Origin of the sequence: uncultured Maricaulis sp., assembly GCF_963975345.1 — a bacterium.
In the GTDB taxonomy this organism is placed as follows: Bacteria; Pseudomonadota; Alphaproteobacteria; order Caulobacterales; family Maricaulaceae; genus Maricaulis.
Window position 1 is genome coordinate 74,700 of record NZ_CAXBGE010000004.1, and the last position, 17,546, is coordinate 92,245.

19 protein-coding genes are annotated in these 17,546 nt (G+C 60.7%); 13 read left to right on the top strand and 6 right to left on the bottom strand.

Annotated features, from left to right (window positions below):
* Window positions 1–8 precede the first annotated feature (8 nt).
* On the bottom strand, window positions 9–2,045 hold the full coding sequence (locus AAC029_RS05310; protein WP_339744765.1) for a lytic transglycosylase domain-containing protein: 2,037 nt from the start codon (window positions 2,043–2,045) through the stop codon (window positions 9–11).
* 145 nt (window positions 2,046–2,190) lie between these two features.
* On the opposite strand from AAC029_RS05310, the gene dapA reads away from it, so the two are divergent.
* Window positions 2,191–3,072 (top strand): 4-hydroxy-tetrahydrodipicolinate synthase, encoded by an 882-nt coding sequence (gene dapA / locus AAC029_RS05315; protein ID WP_339744768.1) that lies wholly within the window; start codon window positions 2,191–2,193, stop codon window positions 3,070–3,072.
* The gene (smpB, locus tag AAC029_RS05320) at window positions 3,069–3,533 is read left to right on the top strand and encodes an SsrA-binding protein SmpB (RefSeq protein ID WP_339744770.1); all 465 of its coding nucleotides are present in this window, start codon (window positions 3,069–3,071) and stop codon (window positions 3,531–3,533) included. The genes dapA and smpB overlap by 4 nt, the downstream gene beginning before the upstream one ends.
* Here the strand turns inward: smpB and AAC029_RS05325 are convergent.
* Both AAC029_RS05325 and AAC029_RS05330 read right to left on the bottom strand, forming a co-directional pair.
* A complete protein-coding gene (locus AAC029_RS05325; protein ID WP_339744773.1) occupies window positions 3,530–5,611 on the bottom strand; it encodes an ATP-binding protein in 2,082 nt (693 codons plus the stop codon). The two genes, smpB and AAC029_RS05325, sit on opposite strands and share 4 nt — an antisense overlap.
* Before the next feature lie 143 nt (window positions 5,612–5,754).
* Complete coding sequence (locus AAC029_RS05330; RefSeq protein ID WP_339744776.1) at window positions 5,755–6,756, bottom strand: GlxA family transcriptional regulator; 1,002 nt, start codon at window positions 6,754–6,756, stop codon at window positions 5,755–5,757.
* Between AAC029_RS05330 and AAC029_RS05335 the strand changes: the two genes are divergently transcribed.
* Window positions 6,755–7,147, top strand: coding sequence for a hypothetical protein (locus AAC029_RS05335; protein ID WP_339744779.1), 393 nt, complete (start codon window positions 6,755–6,757; stop codon window positions 7,145–7,147). The two genes, AAC029_RS05330 and AAC029_RS05335, sit on opposite strands and share 2 nt — an antisense overlap.
* On the opposite strand, the gene AAC029_RS05340 is transcribed toward AAC029_RS05335, so the two are convergent.
* Window positions 7,095–7,754, bottom strand: coding sequence for a uracil-DNA glycosylase (locus tag AAC029_RS05340; RefSeq protein ID WP_339744781.1), 660 nt, complete (start codon window positions 7,752–7,754; stop codon window positions 7,095–7,097). The two genes, AAC029_RS05335 and AAC029_RS05340, sit on opposite strands and share 53 nt — an antisense overlap.
* Complete coding sequence (locus AAC029_RS05345) at window positions 7,751–8,326, bottom strand: NYN domain-containing protein (protein WP_339744784.1); 576 nt, start codon at window positions 8,324–8,326, stop codon at window positions 7,751–7,753. The genes AAC029_RS05340 and AAC029_RS05345 overlap by 4 nt, the downstream gene beginning before the upstream one ends.
* 37 nt (window positions 8,327–8,363) lie before the next feature.
* Here AAC029_RS05345 and folK point away from each other — a divergent pair, with 37 nt between their 5' ends.
* From folK to recO, 10 genes are all read left to right on the top strand, one after another.
* Complete coding sequence (folK, locus tag AAC029_RS05350; RefSeq protein WP_339744787.1) at window positions 8,364–8,867, top strand: 2-amino-4-hydroxy-6-hydroxymethyldihydropteridine diphosphokinase; 504 nt, start codon at window positions 8,364–8,366, stop codon at window positions 8,865–8,867.
* Between the two features lie 117 nt (window positions 8,868–8,984).
* Entirely contained in the window at window positions 8,985–9,326 is a 342-nt protein-coding gene (locus tag AAC029_RS05355) for a hypothetical protein (RefSeq protein ID WP_339744790.1), read from the top strand.
* Window positions 9,327–9,454: 128 nt separating this feature from the next.
* Complete coding sequence (gene rpoZ, locus AAC029_RS05360; RefSeq protein ID WP_339744793.1) at window positions 9,455–9,826, top strand: DNA-directed RNA polymerase subunit omega; 372 nt, start codon at window positions 9,455–9,457, stop codon at window positions 9,824–9,826.
* 6 nt (window positions 9,827–9,832) lie between these two features.
* Window positions 9,833–12,061: a bifunctional (p)ppGpp synthetase/guanosine-3',5'-bis(diphosphate) 3'-pyrophosphohydrolase gene (locus AAC029_RS05365; protein ID WP_339744795.1), complete on the top strand. Its 2,229-nt coding sequence runs from the start codon at window positions 9,833–9,835 to the stop codon at window positions 12,059–12,061.
* Window positions 12,058–12,642, top strand: a complete 585-nt coding sequence (pyrE, locus tag AAC029_RS05370; protein ID WP_339744797.1) for an orotate phosphoribosyltransferase — start codon at window positions 12,058–12,060, stop codon at window positions 12,640–12,642. Before AAC029_RS05365 ends, pyrE begins: the two co-directional genes overlap by 4 nt.
* On the top strand, window positions 12,642–13,376 hold the full coding sequence (locus AAC029_RS05375; protein ID WP_339744799.1) for a pyridoxine 5'-phosphate synthase: 735 nt from the start codon (window positions 12,642–12,644) through the stop codon (window positions 13,374–13,376). Before pyrE ends, AAC029_RS05375 begins: the two co-directional genes overlap by 1 nt.
* Window positions 13,373–13,786 carry a holo-ACP synthase gene (gene acpS, locus AAC029_RS05380; RefSeq protein ID WP_339744802.1) on the top strand — a complete coding sequence of 138 codons (414 nt, stop codon included), beginning with the start codon at window positions 13,373–13,375 and terminating at the stop codon, window positions 13,784–13,786. Before AAC029_RS05375 ends, acpS begins: the two co-directional genes overlap by 4 nt.
* A complete protein-coding gene (gene rnc / locus AAC029_RS05385; RefSeq protein ID WP_339744805.1) occupies window positions 13,779–14,468 on the top strand; it encodes a ribonuclease III in 690 nt (229 codons plus the stop codon). The genes acpS and rnc overlap by 8 nt, the downstream gene beginning before the upstream one ends.
* The gene (gene era / locus AAC029_RS05390) at window positions 14,458–15,405 is read left to right on the top strand and encodes a GTPase Era (RefSeq protein ID WP_339744807.1); all 948 of its coding nucleotides are present in this window, start codon (window positions 14,458–14,460) and stop codon (window positions 15,403–15,405) included. Before rnc ends, era begins: the two co-directional genes overlap by 11 nt.
* 8 nt (window positions 15,406–15,413) lie before the next feature.
* Window positions 15,414–16,142, top strand: coding sequence for a DNA repair protein RecO (recO, locus tag AAC029_RS05395; protein ID WP_339744810.1), 729 nt, complete (start codon window positions 15,414–15,416; stop codon window positions 16,140–16,142).
* A 44-nt stretch (window positions 16,143–16,186) separates the two neighbouring features.
* Here recO and AAC029_RS05400 read toward each other — a convergent pair whose 3' ends face one another.
* On the bottom strand, window positions 16,187–17,506 hold the full coding sequence (locus tag AAC029_RS05400; protein ID WP_339744813.1) for a hypothetical protein: 1,320 nt from the start codon (window positions 17,504–17,506) through the stop codon (window positions 16,187–16,189).
* Between the last annotated feature and the right edge of the window lie 40 nt (window positions 17,507–17,546).

Consider the following 17,546-nt stretch of genomic DNA (forward strand, 5'->3'; position numbering starts at 1 on the left):
TTCCCAGCCTATTCCGGCACAGTCCCGGGCGCTCCACGCCGCAAATCCTGCTCGATCATAAGCGGCGCCGGGGCGTCGTCTATCAGACGGGTACGGTAGACTTGGACATTCTCCAGCACGCGCTGGACGTAGTTTCTCGTTTCGGAGAAAGGGATGCTCTCGACCCAGTCGATGGGATCGACATCGGGATCGCGCGGATCGCCGTAATTCTCGATCCAGCGATTGGCGCGGTGGGCACCGGCATTATAGGCGGCCAGGGCGAGCACGTAGGAGCCGTCAAACTGGTCAACCACGTCTTCGAGATGGTGCATGCCCAGCGAGATATTGTAGTCGCGATCATCGGTCAGCCAATTAAAGCGATAGGGCGCGCCGATTGAGCGGGCTGTGGCCTGGGCTGTCGAGGGCAGCAATTGCATCATGCCGCGTGCCCCGGCGCCGCTCACGGCGTCTTGAGAGAATTCGGTTTCCTGGCGGATGATGGAATGCACCAGCGCGCTTTCCGGCAGCCTGTCAGCAGACGCCGGCAGGCTGATCGTCGGATAGGCGCTTTGCGGCAGGATGATGCCGTTGAGGCGCGCCTGTTTGGCGGCCCGGACCGCTTGGCGGGTTTGCAGATACTCATTCGCCAGATTGGCCAGCAAGACACCTTCGACCGGGTCTGTAACCTGATCGTCGAGCCGGTACATGAAGAGGCGGAAATAATAATCTTCGCCCTGCTCGGCGAGCAGACGCATGGCGCGGATTTGCGGCCGCGCTTCAAAGGCGACGCGGGCCGCGTCGTCGGGCACCGGCTCGGCCTCTAGCGAAAATTGGGCAGGGCCGTCAGAGAGTTGTGCCAGCGCCAATTGGCCGTAATAGGCCGTCGAGTGGGTGCCGGCCTCGGCGTAATAGGTCGCGGCCAGTTCCGGATTGCCGGCCGCATCGGCGGCGCGGGCCATCCAGTAGGATGCGCGCGACAGCGAGACGGGCGTCGAGACATTGTCGCGCAGACGCGTGAAGTGCGTCATCGCCTGGTCGGGCTGGCCGAGATGAATCAGGGCCAGCCAGCCGGCCATGAATTCGGCGTCGGCGAAATCGGCGCCGGATTGCATGCCATGCGCTTGGGCGAGTTGATAGGCAGTGGCAAAATCCTGATCGCGGATCAGGTTCAGGATCATCAGCTTGCGCTCGGTCCACATCAAACCGAGAGCGTTGGGATCGGAATGGGCGTCGGGCAATTGCAGCAGCAGGGGCAGGACCGTATCGGTCATGCCCGAGCGGCGACGCCAGCGGGCGCGTTCATAGGTCAGGCCAGGGTCGTTCTGCAGGCTGACCGGGATGCGTTCAACCGCGCGCTCAACGCCGCTCTGGCGCCCGGCCAGGCGCAGCCGTGCATCGGCGAGATCGTGGTCGGTGCCTTGTAGCAGCGGCAGAACGCGCCGCGCTGCCGACATTTGATTGGACCAGATCAGATAGTCGATCCGCGCCTGGTGATCGGCGGCGGTCAGGACTGAGTCGTGATTGCGGTAAACTTCGCTCTGCGCGGTGAGCGACAGATAGCTGGTGCGCCAGGTTTCGCGCAGCAGCGCTTCACCTTCCTCGGTGCGGCCATCGGCCAACAGGGCTTCGGCCATGGCGATACTGCCGCGCCCGGATGTCGGCGGATTGGCCTCGAACCAGCTGATGATGAAGGGCGGGCTGAGGCCGGAATCGGTGATCTTGGACTCGGCCTCGGTGCGGATGAAGCTGTCGCGCGGCCAATTGTCGAGTTCGTCAAGGGCGAGATTGAGCTCCAGAAAGGTGGCGCGTGGATTGTTCAACACCGTGCGCCATAACAGGACGCTACGCGCGGCTGTGTCGCTCAGGCGCAGGCGAGTATCGGCAACCAGCTCCCAATCCTCATCATCGGCCGCATCAAGGCCTTGTCGAAACAGGTTGAAATCAGCGTCGCTGAGATAGGTGGAATAATTCTGCGGCTCGGGCCGCATGCGCGGCGTCGGTGCCTGGGCTTGCGCCGGCAGCGCGAAGGAGAGCACTAACAATGCCGAGAGACAACGGATAATCATGGGTCGCAACACGGATCCTGATAGTTTAACGCTACCATCATCGGCCCGAATGCCCCTCACTGTCCAGCCTTGTTGAGGACGCTTGGCCGCAGGCAGCGGCGCCCTTATGCTTGCCAGCTCATAATCCGGACTTCGGGACCAAAACATGTTCAAGGGCTCCATCACCGCACTCGTCACACCGTTCAAGAACGGTGCCGTCGATGAGGACAAGGTAATCGCACTGTGTGAACGCCAGATTGCCGCCGGCAGTCATGGGCTGGTTCCGTGCGGCACAACGGGCGAATCTGCGACGCTGAGCTTTGATGAGCATATGCGCGTGGTCGAACTGGTGGTGAAGACCGCCGCCGGCCGCGTGCCGGTGATCGCCGGTACCGGATCGAATTCGACCAGTGTCGCGATTCAGAACCAGGCCCGCGCCAAGGCGCTTGGTGCCGATGCGGGACTGGTGGTTGCGCCATATTACAACAAGCCCAATCCCGAGGGGCTCTACCAGCATTTTAGGGCGATTAATGACGCCGTCGATCTGCCAATCATTGTCTATAATGTACCCGGTCGGACCGTGATCGATATCGGGGCCTCGACAGTGGCGCGCATCGCCGGGCTGACGCATGTGGTCGGCATCAAGGACGCAACAAGCGATATGTCGCGCGTCTCCGACCATCGCCGTCTGATCGGCGAGGGGTTCACCCAGCTGTCCGGCGATGATCCAACGGCGCTTGGCTTCAATGCCTGCGGCGGAGTCGGCATGATTTCCGTAACCTCGAATGTCGCTCCGGCTCTGTGTGCGCAGTTCCAGGACGCGACCCTTGCGGGTGATTGGGAGAGGGCGCGGCAGTTGAACGACCGGCTGACGCCGCTGCACCACGCGCTGTTCACCTCGTCCAGCCCCGGACCGACCAAATATGCGATGAGCCTGCTCGGCGTCACCGGGACAGAAATGCGTCTGCCGCTGACTGAGCCGGATGAGGCGTCGAAACTGGCGGTACGCAAGGCGATGGTGATTGCCGGATTGCTGGATCGCTCATGAGCAAGCCCGATACGCGGCCCGTCGCGCTCAATCGCCGCGCCCGCTATGATTACGAGATCGAAGAGACATTCGAGGCCGGCCTGATGCTGATGGGCTCGGAGGTCAAATCCTTGCGCGAGGGCCGCGCCAATATCGCGGAGTCCTATGTCAGCCCCGAGCGCGAAGGCCTGTGGCTGATCAATTCCGATATCCCGCAATACGCCCCCGCCAACCGCTTCAATCACGAGCCGCGGCGTCACCGCAAGCTGTTGTTGAAGAAGAAGGAAATCAATCGGCTGATCGGTGCGGTCACCCGCGAAGGGCGCACCGTCATTGCGTTGAAGCTCTATTTCAATGATCGCGGCATCGCCAAGCTTGAGATCGGTTTGGCGAAGGGCAAGCGCAATATCGACAAGCGCCAGACGATCAAGGACCGCGAGTGGAACAAACAGAAATCACGACTAATGAAAGATCACGGCTAGGCCGCTCTTTTCACACCCTCACGATTGATCGTGGACAGCAGCAGGTCGAGGTTGATCGGTTTGGCGACATGACTATCCGCGCCGGCTTCGAGCATCTCGGTGACATGATGGCTCAGCGTGTCGGCGGACAGGGCGATAATCAGGGTGCGCGGCAGTTTTTCTTGCAGTTCGGCGTCGCGGATGGCGCGGATCGCGGTCAAACCGTCCATCACCGGCATGTGTTTATCCATCAGGACAAGATCGGGCCGGAGGTCGCGCCAACGCTTGATCGTGGTCTCGCCATTCTCTGCAAAATCCAGTGATTGGCAACGCGGGCCTAAAAGCGCCTGCAGTACGATCTGGTTGGTCTTGACGTCTTCTGCGGCGAGAACGCGCATCTCAGCCAGCCTGAAGCGGTTAGCACCCGCTGCAGCATCGGTGGGCGGCAGGTCGGCGGAAATGGCGGGTATCTCGCCGGGCTTGGCATCCAGTCGAACAAGCGGGATTTCGACGGTGAACGTCGCCCCCTGACCGAGTTGGCTCGCGACACGGACGCTCCCGCCCATCAGCTCGGCCAGTGATTTGATGATCGACAGGCCAAGCCCGGTTCCGCCGAACCGGCGCGTGGTTGAATTGTCGGCCTGGGTGAACGCGTTGAACAAGCGGTCCAGATGCTTGGGAGCGATCCCGATCCCGGTATCGGCCACTCGCAATTGGAGCGTTTCCCGGTCACCACCCTGCGGGTCCGGTCGACACTCGGCGCTTATGGTGATCGATCCGTGATGGGTGAATTTGATCGCATTGGCGACCAGGTTTTGGATGATTTGCCGGATGCGCAGTGCGTCGCCATAGCAGGTGTGCCGGCAGCTTTTATCGATGACGAGGTTCAGGCTCAGGGTCTTTTCCGTGGCGGCATACCGGTGCAGGGCGATCGAACTCTCGAGGCAGTCCTCGAGCGCAAACGCCTGCTCGTCCAACTCGAATTTGCCGGCTTCCATCTTGGAAAGATCCAGGATGGAATTGAGAATATCCGTCAGATCGCGCCCGGAACCGGTCACCAGGTTCAGCATCTCTGTTTGTTTGGGCGTGAGGGGCGTCTCCGAGAGGGCTTGCACCATGCCGAGCACGCCGTTCAGCGGTGTGCGGATTTCGTGGCTCATATTGGCCAGGAAAGCGCTCTTCGCCTTGTTGGCGAGAATTGCGTCTTCGCGTGCCCGGACAAGTTGGGCGTTCTGGCGAACATATTCTGCGGTCACCCCGATGAAGGGAACGGCGTATTCGAGAATCTTCAGCCCGTGAGCGACATTGAAATGGGAGTCGAAGAGGACTCGCGAGCCGAAGGCCATGTGAATCTCAAGGGCAATGGCCGGTATGAGCGCAAAGATCAATGACGCGGTCATCGGGTTTGGCGTTGCCTTATACAGGCGGGCCAGAAATGGCGCAGCCAGAAGAAAAATCGCGAGGGGAAACAGATCATAAGGACGGCTTACCAGGGAGTTTTCGAACTGGGTGCTCGGCAGATCGCGGACGGTGGCGGTGATGATGATCAAACTGAGCGCGACCAAGCCGAATGCGAGGGCGACCCTGGGCAGTGTCTTGGGTGAGGGGGTGGTTCCGGCTCGCGCGACGCGCAGGGCTAGCAACGTCCCGACGAGCAGGATCAGCGCGTGGAAGCTGCGCGACAGCGCCCAGGTAAAGGGTATGAAATCGGCGTCGGGGGCGGCTGCGTGGATCAAGCGCATCGCGGCGAGGGTATGAAATGCGTCCATCGCCCCGGAAAAAAGCATGGCGAGGCCGATAATTGGCGCCGTTATCTCGCCACTGACCCGATAGTGCAAGAAAGCCAGCGCTGCGACGATGAGAGCGAAGGCCACCGAACTCCATTCGAGCAGGGCGTGTATGATCGCCCCCCGGAGCGCCTGATAATGGTCTTGGACAGCTGGCGCCTTCGCAGCTTCGGAGGTGCCTGTAGACGCCATTGCAGAAAAATCGATACCGGCCAACATCAGTACAGCAGGGATCAATGCCAGGGCGAGCACCGCGAGAAAGCCTTGCGTCTGTATCAGGTCGAGGACCGGAGCGCGGGTTCCAGATGTCATTCGCTACAGCGTCTCCGGTAGGTATCAAATCTCTCGCAAGCCCCGAATCGTCGAGGCTGCCAAGATCTGCGGCGACGGTACAACCAGAAGTTTGGCGATGTCAGGGATTAACTTATTTGCGAGGCAGAAAGGAAATATTAGCCTTATTCATGTGCAGTCGCAGCAAATCGGTCGCGATAAGCCTGCGGCGTGACGCCCATCAGGCGGGCGAAGCTGCGGCGCATGCGTTCGTCATTGCCGAAGCCACAGGCGGTGGCGATCGTCTTGATGCTCAATTTGACGTCTTCCAGCATTACCCGGGCCGCATCGACGCGAAATTGTTCGACGGCGCGGGCCGGCGTGTCACCGGTTTCTCGGATATAGAGGCGTGCGAAATTGCGCGCACTCATGCCGGAGCGTTCGGCCAAGGCCTCGATCCGCAGGTCGGCCGTGAGATTGTCGCGCATCCAGAAATGTAGCGCATCGAAGCGGCCGCTGGCGGATCGGGTCTGCTCCTTGAGCGCTTCGCTGAATTGCGCCTGGCCGCCGGGGCGTTTGATATAGACGAGCAGATTGCGGGCCAGTTCCAGCGTCGCGTCGCGGCCGTGATCGGCTTCCACCATCGCCAGCGCCAGATCGATGCCGGCGGTGACGCCGGCCGAGGTCCACACGCCATCATCTTCGATATAGATCGGGTCAGGGTCGATTTCGGCCTTCGGGCAGGTTTCGGCCAATTGCTCGCAGCGGCGCCAATGGGTGACGGCGCGGCGTCCGTCGAGCAGACCGGCGGCACCGAGCAGAAAAGCGCCGGTACAGGTTGAGGCGATGCGGCCGCATCGCTCGGTCGCGCGTAGCAGCGATGCGACGAGGCGATTATCGCGGCTGGCGGTGTAAACGCCGTCGCCGCCGCAGATGATCAGCGTATCGGTTTCGTCGAGCCCGACGCCTGCGACACGGCGCGTATTGAGCAGAATGCCGGTATCGGTCTTGACCGGGCCACCATGATGCGAGGCGAGGGTGGTGATGTAGGCGTCATAGCCCAACACCTCATTGGCATCAGCGAAAACCTGGAGTGGACCGGTCGCGTCGAGCAGCTTCACCCCTTCGAACAGGAAGAAAGCGATATGACGTTCGATCAGGGGCGTATTGGCAGGAAAGGTTGGCATGTTGTCATTTGTGCCATCAGTGAAAAAGAATAGCCAGTGGCTTTTACCGCCACTTGGGAGGGCTGCAATGGCAAGGCTAGAGCTGAAAGTTGTCATAAATGCGATTTGCCCATGGTCGGGCAAACCGGTGCGGGTGGACAGCCTGACCCGCTATCACGGTCAAGTCGTTGGCTTCTACAATCCGGCCTGTCGTGACAAATTCAACGCGCCTGCTGCCATTTCGACATCACGATCGATAACCTGGCTGGAAAAGCTGGTTCGGCGCGCCAACGCGATGGTGTCGTCAAGGGTAGAGCCGCGATATCATTTCATTAACCTTGTTATCCACAGCTGGCTGGCTACTGCGCATCTGCGTCGAGGAAGCGGCGGATATCGGCAAAAACGGCGCTGAACATCGGCTCGGTCAAACGGCCTGTATTGGTGTTGTAGCGCGAGCAATGATAGCTGCTGAACAGGCGCAGCGGGCCGGTCGGGGTGTCGATATCGCTGGCGGCGGCATGGCCGAATGGCGCGCTGACCAGGCGCTGACCGAGCGCGCGCAATGTGTTGTCATGGGCGATCTTGCCGAGCGCCAGAATGGCGGTCAGACGCGGCAGGGCGGCGATCCGGCTGACCAGAAACGGCCGGCAGGCATTGGCTTCGGCCCCAACCGGCTTGTTCTCCGGCGGCACGCAGCGCACCGCATTGGTGATCATGACGTCTTCGAGGGTCAGACCGTCATCGGCATCGAGCCCGTAAGCGCCCCTGCTGAAGCCATGTTTGGCCAGGGTCGCAAACAGGAGGTCGCCGGCCCAGTCGCCAGTGAAGGGACGGCCAGTGCGATTGGCCCCGCGCAGGCCCGGCGCCAGACCGACAATCAGCAGGCGCGCATCATCGGGTCCAAAGGAATTGACCGGGCCGTTATGCCAGTCGGGAAACAGCACGGCATTGCGTTCACGATAGGCAACCAATCGCGGGCAGAGCGGACAATCTGGCGCCGGTTCGGGCGGCACGCTCATACCGTGCCATCCGTCCGACTGTCGGGCCGGTTTTCGGGCCGGTTCTCCGGGCGGCCGATCATGTGCTGCAAATCGAGCAGCTCGATGAAATCATCGGCCTGCCGGCGCAGCTCGGTGGCGATCATCGGTGGTTTGGTTTTCATCGAGGAGACAACGCTGACCCGCACGCCGCGCCGGCGCGCCGCCGCGATCGCGGGGCAGAAATCGCCGTCGCCGGAAAACAGGATGATGTGCTGGAGATAATCGGCGGCATCGATCATGTCGACGGCGAGCTCGAGATCCATATCGCCCTTGATGCGGCGATTGCCCTCGGAATCGGTGAATTCCTTGGCCGGCTTGGTGACGACGTGGAAGCCATTATAGTCGAGCCAATCGACCAGCGGACGCAGCGGATTATACTCCTCATGCTCCAGCAGGGCAGTGTAATAATTGGCCCGGATCAGCCGGCCACGCTTGCGGAATTCCTCGAGAAGGCGTTTGAAATCGATATCGAAGCCGAGCGCTTTGGTGGTCGCAAACAGATTGGCACCATCAATGAAGATGCCGATGCGTTCATCGGGATAGAAAGTCATTGGAAAAAAATCCTTTGAGATATGCGGGCATGAAAAATTGAAAACATCACCGATTTATATCGCGCTTGGTGCCAATCTGCCATCGGCCGGACTCAGCCCGGCTCAGACATTGGCGCGGGCGCTCGACGCGCTTGCGGCGCGCGGCATCACGGTGGTGGCGCGCTCATCCGATTGGCACAGCCCGGCCTGGCCCGATCCGAGCGCCCCGGCCTATGTCAACGCGGTGGCGGAGGTCGCAACCCGGCTGGCTCCGCGCGCCCTGCTGGACCAATTGCATGCGGTTGAAGCCGAGTTTGGCCGGGTTCGCCACATCCGTTGGGAATCGCGAGTGCTCGATCTCGACCTGCTCGATTATCGCGGCGAGCGCTGCACTGATGCGGGTGGCATGGATGTGCCGCATCCGCGCATGACGGATCGGGCCTTTGTTCTGCTGCCGCTGGCCGAGATTGCACCGGACTGGTGTGCGCCGGGTTCGGGCAAGCTGATCGGGCATCTGATCGACCAGTTGCCACCAGCCGATATTGCGGCGACGCATCGCTGATGCGGTCGATCAATGATCGCCAGTCACGAGGTTTGCCGCTAGACTCGGGCCATCAAGCAGGGTCTGGCACACCGATACCGGTGGTGATGGCCGAAAGCGGGCAGGGGCGGATTTGTGATGCGTATCGCGTTTATAATCTTGTTGGTCGTGATGGGGCTGTTTGCTGGTGCCTTGCTGCGCACCGAAGCGGTGCTGGCCTGTCCTGCACGCACAACGCCGCATTTCCCCGGCTCGAACTTTGGTGTGTTTGCCGCCTATGAAGCGCTGGATGCGGCGTCCAAGGCGGATCAGGCACAAGCCTTGACGACCTATTTCTTCAATAATTGCCGTGGATCAGACGACGGATCAATCGAGTCTGATCTGGTTCGACGGGTCGACAATATCGCCCTCATGGCAGTCTCGCCGTTTGTCTCCTTTGACACGCCTTTTCTGCTGATCGAGCTACAGGCCCAGCCCTAGCTCCGTAAGCGTGCCGCACCCAGCTGCGCACCGTACTGCGCTGAACGCCGCTGGCCCTTGCCAGACCGGGGCGGGACCGATAGGAAACGCGGTTCAAACTGCAGCGCTTGTTCAAGGAGATCGCGCGTATGGCCCGCGTCACCGTCGAAGATTGTATCGATAAGATCCCTAACCGTTTTCGCCTGGTTCTCTTGGCGGCGCACCGTGCGCGGAATATTTCCGCCGGTTCTGCGCTGACGATTGATCGCGATAACGACAAAAATCCCGTCGTCTCTCTGCGTGAAATCGCCGACGAGACCCTCGATCTCGACGTGCTTCGTGAGAGCCTTATCAATGGCTTGCAGCGCGTTCTGCCGAGCGAAGACGAGGAAGATGCCCGCAAGGCCGAAGGCCGCCAGGAATTCGAAGCCCTGCCAGCCCCGCCGGTCGAACTCGACGAAGCGGAAATGCTCAAAGCCCTGCAAAACGACCGGGACGGCGCGCCTGACGGCCGCCTCTGATGCGCCTTGACTGCCGGGGCGATATCATCTGATACGGTTTCGCCGCCGCCCGCCATCCCGAGCGCGGACGAGCTGATCGAACGGATTCGGAAATATTTTCCGACCGTCGATGCCGATTATGTGCGTCGCGCCTATGATTTTGCCGAAGAGGCGCACCGGCCACAAAGGCGCCAGTCGGGCGAACCCTATTTCGGCCATGTCGTGGCCGTGGCGATCATCCTGACCGAATTGCGCATGGACGTCGCCACCGTCTGTACCGGCCTGCTGCACGATACCGTTGAAGACACACCCGCCACGCTGGACGAACTGGAAACCCTGTTCGGCAGCGAAGTCGCCGGCTTGGTGGACGGTGTCACCAAGCTAGGCCAGATGGAATTGCGTTCGAAGCGCACCAAGCAGGCGGAAAACCTGCAAAAACTGGTCGTTGCGATCTCTTCCGATGTCCGCGTTCTGATCGTCAAATTGTGCGATCGCCTGCACAATATGCGCACGCTTGGTGCCATCCCGCGGCCGGAAAAGCGCGAACGTATCGCACGTGAAACGCTGGAGATTTATGCCCCCTTGGCGCGCCGGATCGGGATTAACCGCGTCTGCGTCGAACTGGAAGATCTCGCTTTCCACCATATCAATCCGGCAGCTCATGAATCGATCAACCGGCGCCTGCAATTGCTGCGCGACGAACATGCCGATGAGGTTTCGGTGGTTTCCGAGGCGATCACCGACAAGCTCGGCGCGGTCGGGATCGACGCGCGCGTCTTTGGCCGCCAGAAGCGGCCCTATTCGATCTGGCGCAAGCTGGAGCGCAAAGGACTGACCTTTGATGATATCGCCGATATCTACGCTTTCCGCGTTATCGTTGCCGAGCCGGATGAGTGCTACCGTGCGCTCGGGGTGATCCACCAGGCTTGGCGCAGCGTGCCGGAACGGTTTCGCGATTTCATCTCGGTACCAAAACCGAATAATTACCGCTCGCTGCACACCACCGTTGTCGGACCCGACAGCGTGCGGATCGAATTGCAGATTCGCACCGAGGCGATGGAGGCGGTTGCCGAGAGCGGCGTCGCGGCCCATTGGCGCTACAAGGACAGTGCCTATCGCTACGACCCCGAGGCGGCCCAGGCCGCCGGTGGCGATCCACTGGAGCGCTTGCGGCCCTTCGTCGAGATTCTCAACCAAGGCGGTGATCCGGACGAATTCCTCGAGCACGCCAAGCTCGAAATGTTTGCTGACCAGGTCTATTGCTTCACGCCGGGCGGCGATCTGATTGCCCTGCCTTCGGGGGCCACGCCGCTCGATTTCGCTTATGCCGTTCATACCGAGCTCGGCCACACCACGGTCGCTGCACGGGTCAATGGCCGCGAACGGCCCCTGCGCACCGAGCTGCACAATGGCGATATCGTCCAGATCGTCAAAGGTGGGGTGCGCCAGCCGCCGCGTGGTTGGGAGAGCTTGGCCGTGACCGGCAAGGCGCGCGCTTCGATCCGGCGTCTGATCCGGGAATCGGAGCGCGACGAGTTCTGCCGCATTGGCAAGATTATGGCCGACCACGCCTTTCGCCGTGAGGGCCGGGCGCTGGTTGAGCCGGATCTCGCCGAAGCCATCAGCCGGCTGGAATTGAAGGACGTGGAAAGCCTCTACGAGGCGCTTGGGCGTGGCCGTATTACCTCAACGGGCTTGCTCAATGCCGTCTTCCCGGGCCGGCTTGATGATCGCAGCGATGTCGTCGAGCGTGATCTGATCGAGGACAAGAAGGCGCGGCTCTATGTGCGCGGACGCGGACTGACGCCGGGCGTGACGCTGCACTTTGCCGAATGTTGTTCGCCGCTGCCGGGCGACCGTATCGTCGGCATGTTGGTGCCCGAGCGCGGCATCGAGATTCACACGATCGATTGCGAACGCCTGGCCCAGTTCGAAGAGGGCGATATGGATCAATGGCTCGACCTGGTTTGGACCGACGAGGCTGGTGCCAGCGCCGTCTCGATGGCGCGCATCAAGGCGGTGATGCACAATGAACCCGGTGCCTTGGCCGAAATTGCCAAAACGGTCGGCGAGAATCGCGGCAATATTGCCAATGTGAAAACCTATAAGCGGGCCCCCGATTTCTTCGAGATGGAATTCGACATCGAAGTCTTCGACACCCGCCACCTGGCCAATGTCCTCGCCGCCGTGCGGATGTGTTCCACCGTGGTTTCGGCGGAACGGATGCGGGCCGAGGCCGAGGAGCAAGACGAATGACACGTGACGAAGTGCTCGATGAATTCCGCGCCTCCGGCGCTTTGCTGGAAGGACATTTCATCCTGTCCTCCGGCCTGCGCAGCGCTGTCTTCCTGCAAAAGGCGAAAGTGTTTGCCGATCCGGAACGCACCGCCCGGCTTTGCAAGGCGCTGGCCGACAAGGTGAGGGCGGAACTCACTGAACAGCCGACCGTCATCGTCTCGCCCGCCGTTGGCGGCATTGTGCCCGGCTATGAGACGGCGCGGCAGATGGGGCTCAAGGCGCTCTATGTCGAGCGCGAGAATGGCGAGTTTACTCTGCGTCGTGGCTTCGAACTCGGTCCTGAGGACCGCGTCCTTGTGGTCGAGGATATTGTTAGCACCGGCCTGTCGTCGCGCGAATGCATCGAGGCGATCCAGGCGACCGGCGCGAGGGTGATTGCCGAGGCCTGTCTGGTGGACCGTTCCGGCGGCGAGGCCGATGTTGGCGTGCCGCTGATCGCGTTGACGCAATACAAGGTGCCGGCCTATCCCGCTGACCAGCTGCCGCCAGAACTCGCCGCGATCCCGGCGATCAAACCCGGCAGCAGAGGTCTAGCCTGATGCTTCGCCTCGGCGTCAATATCGATCATGTCGCTACCATTCGTAATGCGCGTGGCGGGGCGCACCCCGATCCAGTGCGCGCGGCGCGTCAGGCGGCCGAAAGCGGCGCCGATGGCATCACCGCGCATTTGCGTGAGGACCGCCGCCATATCACCGATAGCGATATCGACCGGCTGATGGCCGAGATCGATTTGCCGCTCAATCTGGAAATGGCGGCAACGCCGGAAATGCTCGAGATCGCCCTGCGTCACAAGCCGCATGCGGTCTGCCTGGTGCCGGAAAAGCGTGAGGAACGCACCACCGAGGGCGGGCTCGATATCGCTGCCGGCCACAATCATATCGCGCCCTATGTGCGCCAGCTGGCCGAGGCCGGCATTCGCGTCTCGCTCTTCATCGAGGCCGACCCGGTCCAGATCGCCGTCGCCGAGGCGATGGGCGCCAGCGTCGTCGAACTGCACACGGGAGCCTATTGCGAAGCGGCGATTGCCGGCGATGCCAAGGCCATGGCGCTGCACCTGAAACGTCTGCAGCTGGCGGCGACAGATGGCCATGCGCGCGGGCTGGAAGTCCATGCCGGTCACGGTCTGACCTATGACACGGTGAGGCCGGTTGCCGCGATCCCGGAACTCGCCGAGCTCAATATCGGCCATTTTCTGATCGGCGAGGCGATTTTTCGCGGTCTGCGCGAAGCGGTTACCACCATGCGTGGCTTGATCGCCGAGGCCCGGGCATGATCATCGGTCTCGGCTCAGACCTGATGGACATTCGCCGCATCGAGCGTTCGCTCGAGCGCTTCGGCGACCGTTTCGTGCAACGCGTGTTTACGGAGGTCGAGCAGGCCAAATCCGAAGCGCGCCGCATGCGGGCCGCCAGCTATGCCAAGCGTTTCGCCGCCAAGGAGGCCGGCGCCAAGGCGCTTGGCACCGGGATCGCGCGCGGCGTGTCGTGGAAAGAGATCGGGGTCGTCAATCTGCCCGGCGGCAAGCCGACCCTGGCCTTCACAGGCCGGGCGCTGGAGCGGTTGATCGCGCTGACGCCGGAGGGGATGGAAGCGCATGCCCATATCACCATCACCGATGACCATCCCTACGCCCAGGCCTTCGTCGTGATCGAAGCGCGTGTTATCGGTTCGGCCCATGGTTGATCCAACCGCCGATCTGGAAACCCGCATCGGCTATGTCTTCAAGGACAGAAAGCTGATCGAGCGGGCGCTGACCCATTCCAGCTTTGGCGATGGCCGTCCGGGCTTTCGCAGCTATGAGCGGTTGGAATTTCTCGGCGACCGCGTGCTTGGACTGATGACGGCGGAAGCGCTGTTTCGCGCTTTTGACACGGCGTCCGAAGGTGCGCTGGCACCGCGTTTGAACGCGCTGGTGCGCAAGGAAACCTGCGCCGATGTCGCGCGTGAGATCGACCTCGGCTCGGCCTTGCGCATGGGGCGCTCAGAAGAAAAGGGTGGCGGCAAGGCCAAGACCTCTATCCTCGGTGACGCCTGCGAGGCACTGATGGCGGCGCTCTATCTCGATGGTGGCCGGCCCTGCGTGCAGGCTTTCTATGATACGCACTGGAATGACCGGATCGAAGCGCTCAAATCCAAGCCGTGCGATGCCAAATCGACACTGCAGGAATGGGCCGCCAAGGCCGGCCATGACACACCGCGCTACCGGCTCACCGGGCGCTCCGGCCCCGATCACCGGCCGGTTTTTACGGTCGAGGTCACAATTTCACCGCTTGAGCCGGCTATCGGCGAGGGTGGTACCAAACAGGCGGCCGAGCGCGCCGCCGCAAAGACACTGTTGAACAGAGAGGGCCAAGATGTCGGCTGAAGCAGAAACCCGATTTGGCTTTGCCGCCGTGATCGGTTCCCCCAATGCCGGCAAATCGACCCTGGTCAATGCGCTCGTCGGCGCCAAGATTTCCATCGTCACGCACAAGGTGCAGACGACGCGCTTTGCCGTGCGCGGCGTGGCGATCGAGGACAAGACCCAGATCTGCCTGGTCGATACGCCCGGCGTGTTCGCACCAAAGAACCGGCTCGACAAGGCCATGGTCCGCGCTGCCTGGAGCGGCGCCGATGACGCAGACTGTGTGGTCCACGTGATCGATGTCGGTGCTCGCGACCGCATCGAGGCCGGCAATGGCAAGCCCGGCGACCGTCTGATGGTTGAAGATGATGACCGCGTCATGGAAGGCCTCAAACTGGCCAATCGTCAGGCGACGCTCGTGCTCAACAAGATCGACACCATCGATAGCGATCATCTGCTGGCGATGTCGAAAGAGCTCTACGATACGGGCATTTATTCCGACGTTTTCATGATTTCCGCCAAAAAAGGCTTCGGCGTTCCGCTGCTCAAAGCGCATCTGGCGACCCTGATGCCACAAGGCGTCTGGCATTATCCCGAAGACCAGATCGCCGATCTGCCGCAACGCCTGCTCGCCGCCGAGATCACCCGCGAAAAACTCTATCTGCGCCTGCACGAGGAATTGCCCTATGCCTCGATGGTCGAGACAGAGAGCTGGAAAAAGCTGCGCGACGGTTCTGTCCGCGTTGAGCAATCGATCATCATCGAGCGCGACAGCCAAAAACCCATCGTGCTCGGCAAGCATGGCTCAGCCGTCAAAGCGATTGGGGAAGCGGCCCGGCGTGAGCTGGAAGAAATGCTCGGCTGCCGGGTGCATCTCTTCATCAATGTGAAGGTCGACCCACGCTGGATGGCGCGGCGGTCCCACTTCTCTGATGTCGGGCTTGATTTTGATGCTTAGGCATTGCGATGGAATGGTCTGATAGCGGCATTGTCCTGGCGGTTCGGCCGCACGGGGAGACCAGCGCGATCATCGAGGTGCTGACGGCTGAGAATGGCCGCCATGCCGGCCTAGTGCGCGGCGGGCGCTCGCGCAGCATGCGGCCGGTGCTGCAGCCGGGCAATCGTGTCGCGGTCACCTGGCGGGCGCGGCTGGCCGATCATCTCGGTACTTTTGTCGTTGAAGCCGAGCATCTGGGCGCTGGCGCTGTGATGGAAAACCGCGCTGCCCTGGCGGGGCTCAACTCAGCCTGCGCCGTCGCCGTGATGGCCTTACCTGAGCGTGAGCCACATCCGCGTGTCCATGAGGGCTTTGGCATTTTTCTCGCGGCGCTGGAGCAGGAGGATGTCTGGCCGGCACTCTATGTCAGCTGGGAAGCGGGACTGTTGTCCGCTCTGGGCTATGGCCTCGATCTCGATACCTGCGCCGTCACCGGCGTCATCGATGATCTCACCCATGTCAGCCCGCGCACCGGCCGCGCCGTCTGCCGCGAAGAGGCGGCGCCCTATCTGGCCAAACTGCTGCAAATCCCCGGCTTCATGCAGGGCTCCGGCACGATCGAGCCCGGCGATATCGCCATGGGCCTGGCCCTGACCGGCTATTTCATCGATCGCCGCGTGCTGTGGCAGATCGACAAGCAATTGCCCGGAGCGCGGGCGCGCATGATCGCCGAGCTGGAGCGGGTGGGGCGGCTTTAGGATGGCGCGCGTGGTGTGGGCTCGGAGTTTGTTCGCAGACCGCCCTACCAATCGTATCGGGTAGGGGTCTCGCCCATCAGATCTAGGGTGAAGCACGAATTGGAATTGGATGGTCGTAGCGCGACCCACTTATGGCTACCGACCAACAGCTTTGCTTCCGTGGGAAACCTCAAGCGATTTGAATTGCTTGGCTCCGGGCAGAAATCGCTAGAGGACAATTTTAGCAACTCGTACCCCCCAGCAACGAGGGTGATTTCAACTATATGGTCGGCAATTTCGGGGTTACAATCGAAAAGGATAGTGCAACCGTCCAATTCAAGTAAATTGCAGGTCGGCTGAAATCGTTCGATGAATGGCTCGGACAAGGATTCAAAATAAAATTGAGTTCGATCCACTTCTAGAATTGACACCGATCTCGAAGTGCGAATTTCGTCTTCGTGGACCTCTCCTCCTAATTTCGTTGGGTACTCAAGGCCATCAACATTCTCAACATATCTCGAATGCTCGAGTGTGTCGGGCATAATCCAACTGAATCCAAAGCTATATTGAGAGTTTTTGGTGCGACCTTTTCCCCTCTCTTCCCACTCCTCCAAAGTCTCGACGATGCGCGCATTCCCGCCACCGAACGTTAGCCCGAGAAGCCCGTCCGAGTGGGCGCGCAGCGAAAGGTATGTTTGAAAGAAAAACTCACCTTGGCAGCTGTCCCAAATTGACGAGTCCAGCTTCACTTTGGTGCCGAGCTGATTTAGCGGAATGTTTGCTTCAAGGAGGAATTGAATTCGTTTAGTAGTACGGTCGATTCCCTGAAATTTCGCACCTATAGCCGAATTAATCTCGTCTCCCCACGCGCTGAAAAAGTCCTTTTGTTCAGCATCATTGAGCTGCAAATCCAAATATCGCGACCTAATCGCATAACCTCGATTTGAATCGAGCGCTACTCGAATGCGTTCGCGATCAAAAATATCGCAATGCTGGACCCCATTTTTGTATGCGAGCTTTTGTAAACTCGTAATGATTCCGGGAGTAAGTCCAACATTTGTAAAAAATACAAATGATTTTGGGTTGGGCGTTTGATCTCTCTTGACCCGAAATGCGGCACCCAGATCGGATTCGAATTTTTTCTTGATTTGCTTGCGGTGTTGTTGGGTGTCGGTGGCCCCGTTTACAAAACCGACTGCTCCAAAACACAATTCGCCCTCATACAGTGCTTGGATATCGCGGGCTTCATCCGGGCCGCCCTTGGGTAGACGTGGCCTAACATCTGAAAACCCGTGTTGAACGGACAATATTTCGAGGCACATTCGCTCGCGCCCAGCCTGTCGAGAGTCTAAGTAGTCTTTCAGCCGTCGTTCTGTTTCGCTCATCGGTCGAACTTGCCCTTGGGTTGTGATGGACGTGATTGGT